This window comes from Mesorhizobium sp. M7A.F.Ca.US.006.04.2.1 (assembly GCF_004022915.1).
Taxonomy (GTDB): Bacteria; Pseudomonadota; Alphaproteobacteria; order Rhizobiales; family Rhizobiaceae; genus Mesorhizobium; species Mesorhizobium ciceri.
The window spans coordinates 1-6,420 of the sequence record NZ_RZQA01000324.1 but is presented as its reverse complement, the minus strand read 5'-3'; the positions used below and the strand labels follow the sequence as shown (position 1 = coordinate 6,420).

Here is a 6,420-nt window from a genome sequence, read left to right as displayed (position 1 = left end):
CCACGGCATGGTCGAGCGCCGCAAGCGCAGGCGCAACAGGGCGACGGGGACACCACTTTCAAACGGCTGTCGCCCTAACGATCTTTGGTGTGCCGACTACAAGGGCGAGTTCGGCAGAGAACACGGCCGGGACAGGGGATCACAAACACTTGACCGTTCCAGACCCTGGCAGTGGCGCATCGATTGACCGTTGGCTCTGTTCGTGGGCACCGAAAATAGGGCCTTCTTGGTCCTCGGCAGAGAATATGGCCCGGACGGGGGATAACAAACACTTGACCGTTCCAGACTCTGGCAGTGGCGCATCGATTGACCGTCGACTCTGTTCGCGAGCGCCGAAAATACGGACGACCCCTATGGTCAAAGTGCACTTCTGACCTGCTAGGCACTGTTCGATAACTGGAGGCACCCGCTACGGTGCCCTCGTATTTAAGACACCTGTCAGTTTCAAGCCTGGACATTGACGCGTGGCGCGGCTGCCATTCGTTGACCGCCACGTCGAATTGCCCGCCAACCAGTGTACAGCCGCCGGTGGTCACATTGAGCAAAAGTGCCGAGATCAGGAGGGGTTTCATAAGGCCTCTTCGTTTGGCTTTGTTAACGACCCCTTTCTTGCAATTGTAGCTGACAGCAGCCTGAAAGCCCCCAGATATTCGCTGGCGCCGGTTCAGCCTACTGTCAGCTTCGATCAATAAGGCAGGAGCCTTGCCCTCATACCGGAGCTCGGCAGCCTGATGCGAATACTGCTCATTGAAGACGACGACGACCTTAGAAGTGCTGTGCACGATCATTTGGTGGCTGGTGGCCACGCGGTCGACTGGGCCGAGGGCCTGTCCGGAGCGCGCGGTCATGCAGCTGTGGCCGGCTACGACGTTATTTTGCTCGACGTTCACCTGCCGGACGGCAATGGCATCGACTATCTGCGGGAGCTGATCAAGGGGCTTGATACAACGCCGGTCATCATTCTGACAGCCCGCGATCGGATTTCGCATCGCATCGAGGGGCTCAACGCTGGCGCCGACGACTATTTGGTCAAGCCGTTCGATCTGGGGGAACTCTCGGCACGCATCCGTGCAGTGGCACGTCGCCAAGGGCATTTTCCGGAGCCGCAATTTTCGGTTGGGACGCTTTCCATACAGGCAGCCGAGCGACGCCTCTTCCGCGACGGGCAGGAGGTCCACCTGTCTGGACGCGAATGGGCGGTGCTCGACTGCCTTCTACGCCGGCCCGGTTCGGTCGTTTCAAAGGGGAGGATCGAGCACGCGCTTTATTCATTCAATTCGGAGTTCGAGAGCAACACAGTGGAGGTTTATGTCAGCCGGCTCCGCAAGAAGATCGGCGGGGATAGAATAGCAACCGTGCGTGGCTCCGGATACAGGCTCGTGGTCACATGACGAACTCGAACAGCATGACGAGAAAGCTGATATCGTGGTTAGGCGGGGCAACGCTCCTGGTTTGGATCGCCGCCCCAACCATTGCTGCGTTCATTTTTTGCAATAATGTAAACGAAAGTTCGGATGACTTGCTCCAGGGGAGCGCAGAGTACAGAGAACCAGAGCTGATCAAGGTCTTGAATGGAAAACACGTTGATCAATACAATAACCACTTGCCAACTTATGAAAAGTACTGGACCTATCGTGAGCAGGTTATTAATAAGTACGGGGTAGTGCTTATTTCTGAACCGGAAGAGGGTCAGCAGCCCTTCCCTGATGCTCCCCTGAGTAACGGCTTTTGGCGAAACGCTGATTACCGCGTCTACACAGAGGAGATCCAAGACGGCGTGTATCATCAGTTGGCCGAACCGCTTGATGGCCGCCGTACCACAATCGCGAAGGGCGCACTTTTTGTCTTCCTTCCGACACTCGTGCTCCTGCCCTTTAGCTTAGCTGTTTGGTGGATCGTGATCCGGCGCTCGCTGCGGCCAATCGAGGTACTGCGACAGCAGATCGGATCGCGCGACGGCGGCAATCTGTCACCAATGGACTTGGGCGATTTCCCGGCAGAGTTGGCTCCAATCGCGGCATCCGTCAATCGGCTTCTCGATCGTCTGCGGGCGGCTCTCGAGGCCGAACGCGAGTTCGCCGCAAACAGTGCGCATGAACTGCGCACGCCGATCGCAGGTTCAATCGCTCAGATGCAGAGATTAGTGGCCGAGCTTCCCAATGGGTCGGCCAAAATGCGTGCGCGCGGCATCGAGCAAGCGCTGTCGAGCCTTGGCCGCCTTGTCGAAAAAGTGCTTCAGCTCGCTCAAGCCGAATCGGGGGTTGGCATGGCGGATCACGCGATCGATCTTGTCCGATCGGTTCGGCTGGAAATCGATGACCTGAGGAAAAAGCCGCAATATGCCGGACGCCTGCATCTTAACGTCGACGGCTGCCCCACTTTGATGCGCAAAGTGGATGTCGATGCGTTTGGGATCCTCCTTCGTAACCTGATCGAGAATGCGCTGATACATGGACTGCCCACTGTTCCGACAACAGTTTCCGTCCAAACTGATGGAACCATCGCTATTGCAAACGCCGGACCGGTGGTGCCCCTCCCCGACCTCGAAGGGCTTACAAAGCGATTTAGTCGTGGTGCTACTCCTGCTGCGGGCTCAGGCCTTGGTCTACATATCGCTAACATGGTTATCCAGCGGATCGGTGGCAGTCTAGAGCTTGCGTCGCCCGCCCGCGGTCGCAATGATGGTTTCGAGGCGATCATACGAATTCCTCAATGACACCGGTGAATTCGACGACAGTTGGACACAGGGCGGATTGCTGGCAAGGCTGCTGACAGGGCGAACTGTACGGCAGTATGTATACGGCGTAGAAATCGTACTTCACACAACGCATTTCGGCCGCGGCAATCAATGCCGCTATCATCGTCTGAGCAGTTCGATCGAAGCGACACGACATGATCGGCAAAATCGAAGGCTCCGCCTCACCGCTCGCTCGATTTCGCCCGGGGAGAAAAAAGGCCATCCGAGAAAGTGCAAGCCGCCGCGCAAAGGCGACGTGTCCAATTGTCTGGGTGCCCCTGTGCGCCGGCCCGATCGGGTTGGCGCAGGTCCAGTAAGGACCCGGACCAACCATTCCATTTAGACGACCGGCAGGTTTTAATCGGCGTCCGGATCGCCGTCCCAAAATGCCCCAAGTATACGGCTAGAAAGGCTGCCAACGATCGAGCTTTGGTCGGAGGCGTGCTTGTCAGCGTCTTGGGTGCTTGACCGGCCTTTGCAATGGCCATCGCCATCGCAAGTATCGTGCGTGGCCAGTGAGACCGCAATTTCATCAGCCTGGAGCCGACCGTATCGGTGCTTTTTTATGATTTAGGGATTTTTCGTTTTCCTCTTGGATCATCACGGGTTTGGAGAGGATCTGGTGTTAAGTGCCATTCGGAGCGCCGGCGAACGGCCCGAAATTAATGTGGTCGAGTGATGAAGCCTCCCGAATGCGTTAAACGAGACCCTTTATGGCGGCCCTGGCTGACAACAGTCTGAAAGCTGCAAGCGGCATGCGAAAATGGGGCGATCCTGAATGACGACAGATGCTATCAACATGAAAGAGGCTCGCCCTGAAAGCTGAGCACGCTTTATGCTCAGGCTGCTGACAAGGCCAAAGCAGCGTAAGTGCGTAGTGAAATCCAAGGTCCACATGGGTCGTCGCGCGTCCCATGCGCCTGGGAAGGCGCCGGCCCGGCCAAGCTTTCCCAGCTCGTCCGCATGATGCTTCGCTGAGCGTCAATGGACGTTGGCGCGAGACCAAGGCGTCGTGCGTTGCAATCCGGACGGTCCAGGGTATCAGGAGTTTCACGGCCTCGGCCCGCTTGGCTGGCCACAGTTGAAGCTCCAACGTACCGGCTGGCACCGGGAAATTGGGCTCTGCGCTGCCTCAACGCTGATGGCACGGTCAATGCTTGCCTACCGATGGGGCCGCCCATGCCGTGATGCTGTCGGTCGACGTTCGCAAACCAGACCCTCGCGAGACCCAGCGAAGGGGCTCGCCGGTACGACGAGGGACCTTACCTCTTTATGCGCGGCATCATTATCGAGGATGACATGTTGCCTTACACGTCGTCCCTCGCGCTCGGGTCTTTGTGGGGCGGATGAAGTCCTGATCGCGGTGGCACTGCTGCATGTTTGCGTAAGACCCATCCAGTCACGATCGCGCTGTCCTTCGATGTCGCGGTGCTGATAGGCGGGCAGATCGGTGTGCGCGGCGCCCGCCAAAGGATCGTCGTCACGCCGGAGGAGGCGAGCGTCATAGCCGGCGCGCCGGCGAAAGGCGCTTTCTGTCGGATGCCCGACAATGTCGGATATCGCAAGTATCAAGGTTGGATCAAACCTTGCGAATCGGGGCTTTCTTACTTGGCACGGGGCATGCTCAGGTATCCGCAAACACCCAATGGATAACGAGCAGACTTCCCATGGCCTCACCATGCCGAAAGTTTCCCGGACGCATCCAAAGATGAGGCTCGCGTCAGGCCCAGCAACACGCTGACGGCTCATGTGGCTCGGCGTCGCGTGCCGATCCACTTTCTCCCAATAGGCGTTCGGGAGACATAGATCCTTCAAAATGAGGAACAGATCACTTTGCCAGGAACGCAGCCCATAACCCCACTCTCCCTACCAGAACTACCAAGCAAGCCCCGCACTCATGGGCTTCGCAGGACGTCCGTTGCGTCCGAGTTGGTCGGCGCGGGGCCGGCTCCGATCCCCGTCGCATGGGAGGACGGCAAGGCGAGGGATTTCGTGCTCGACAACGGCATGGAGGTGGTCGTCATTCCCAACCACCGGGCGCCGATCGTCACCCACATGGTGTGGTACAAGATCGGCAGCGCCGACGAGCCGCCGGGCAAATCCGGCATCGCCCATTTCTTCGAGCATCTGATGTTCAAGGCGACGACCAACCATGCGGGCGGCGAATTCGACCGCGCAGTGTTCGAGATCGGCGGCTCCAACAACGCCTTCACCTCCTCCGACTACACCGCCTTCTATCAGACAGTGGCGCCGTCGGCGCTCGAGCTGATGATGAGCTTCGAGGCCGACCGAATGCGAAACCTCATCCTGACCGACGATGTCGTCAAGACCGAGCGCGATGTGGTCATCGAGGAGCGCCGCTCAAGCACCGACACCAACCCGCAGGACGTTCTCCATGAGGAGATCGACGCGACGCTGTGGCAGAACCACCCCTATCGCATCCCGATCATCGGCTGGATGCAGGAGATCGAGCAGCTGAACCGCGTCGACGCCACCGTCTTCTATGAAAAGTACTACTGGCCCAACAACTCCGTGCTGATCGTGGCCGGCGATGTCGAACCGGACACGGTGCGGGCGCTGGCCGAAAAGACCTATGGCAAGGTGGCGCGCGGACCTGACCTGCCGCCGCGCATCCGGCCGGTTGAGCCCGAGCAGAACACCAGGCGCACCGTCACGCTCTCAGACGCCCGCGTCAGCGTGCCCAGTTTTTCGACGCAGTGGGTGGTGCCGTCCTACCACACCGCCAAGCCGGGCGAGGCCGAAGCGCTCGACCTGCTGGCCGAAATTCTCGGCGGCGGTAACCGCGGCCGGCTCTACCAGGCGCTCGCTGTCCAGCAAGGTATCGCTTCCAGCGCCCGCGTCTATTTCCAGGGCACTATGCTCGACGACACCAAGTTCGCCATCTATGGCGCACCGCGCGGCGATGCCAAGCTGGCTGATCTCGAAGCGGCGGCCGCTGCCGAAGTTGCCCGCATTGCCGAGGATGGTGTCAGCAACGAGGAACTAGGCAAGGCCAAGGACCACTATTTGCTCAATATGATCTTTGCGGAAGACAACCTGGACTGGCTCGCCAGCATCTACGGCTCGACGCTGGCCACCGGCGGTACCGTGAAGGATGTCGAGGAACGGCCGAATCGCATCCGCAAGGTTACCCCCGAGCAAATCAAAGCAGTTGCCGCCCGCTATCTCGCGTTCGACCGTTCGACCACGGGCTATCTCTTGCCCAAGACGGAGAATCAAGAGATGACGCTCGGCGCTCGGCCCCATGCTGCGATGAACATCCAGGAGGTGAAGTCCGAAAAGGGCATCATCGCCTGGCTGGTGGAGGACCACACAGTGGAAATCGTCAACATCGGCTTTGCCTTCAAGGGCGGCACCAAGCAGGACCCGGTCGGGAAGGAGGGGATGGCCAAACTGATGGCCGGCCTGTTCATCGAAGGCGCTGGCCATTACGACAGCGGTGCCTTCCAGGTGAAGCTCGACCATGCCGGCGCCGAAATGAGTTTGGACGCGCAAAGCGACGACATCTACGGATCGATGTGCATGCTTTCCAAAAAGCAGGACGCGGCGTTCGGCCTGCTTCGGCTCGCGCTGAACGCGCCGCGCTTCGAGCAGGGGCCGATCGATCGCGTCCGCGCCGAGATTGTCTCCCGCATCGTCGGCAGCGAGCGAGACCCTAACGC

At 59.2% G+C, this 6,420-nt stretch carries 3 protein-coding genes and 2 pseudogenes; all 5 read left to right on the top strand.

Translation table 11 applies throughout. The annotated features are described in order from the left end of the window. Positions 1-112, top strand: a pseudogene (locus tag EN925_RS18090) (integrase); the annotation flags it as partial. Between the two features lie 619 nt (positions 113-731). After that, positions 732-1,391: a response regulator transcription factor gene (locus tag EN925_RS18085; RefSeq protein WP_024505389.1), complete on the top strand. Its 660-nt coding sequence runs from the start codon at positions 732-734 to the stop codon at positions 1,389-1,391. After that, entirely contained in the window at positions 1,388-2,716 is a 1,329-nt protein-coding gene (locus tag EN925_RS18080) for a HAMP domain-containing sensor histidine kinase (protein WP_063169275.1), read from the top strand. Before EN925_RS18085 ends, EN925_RS18080 begins: the two co-directional genes overlap by 4 nt. Before the next feature lie 1,401 nt (positions 2,717-4,117). Continuing rightward, positions 4,118-4,390 carry a hypothetical protein gene (locus EN925_RS18075; RefSeq protein ID WP_024505391.1) on the top strand — a complete coding sequence of 91 codons (273 nt, stop codon included), beginning with the start codon at positions 4,118-4,120 and terminating at the stop codon, positions 4,388-4,390. Positions 4,391-4,666: 276 nt separating this feature from the next. Next, positions 4,667-5,971: pseudogene (locus EN925_RS18070) on the top strand (pitrilysin family protein); the annotation flags it as partial. Positions 5,972-6,420 lie beyond the last annotated feature (449 nt).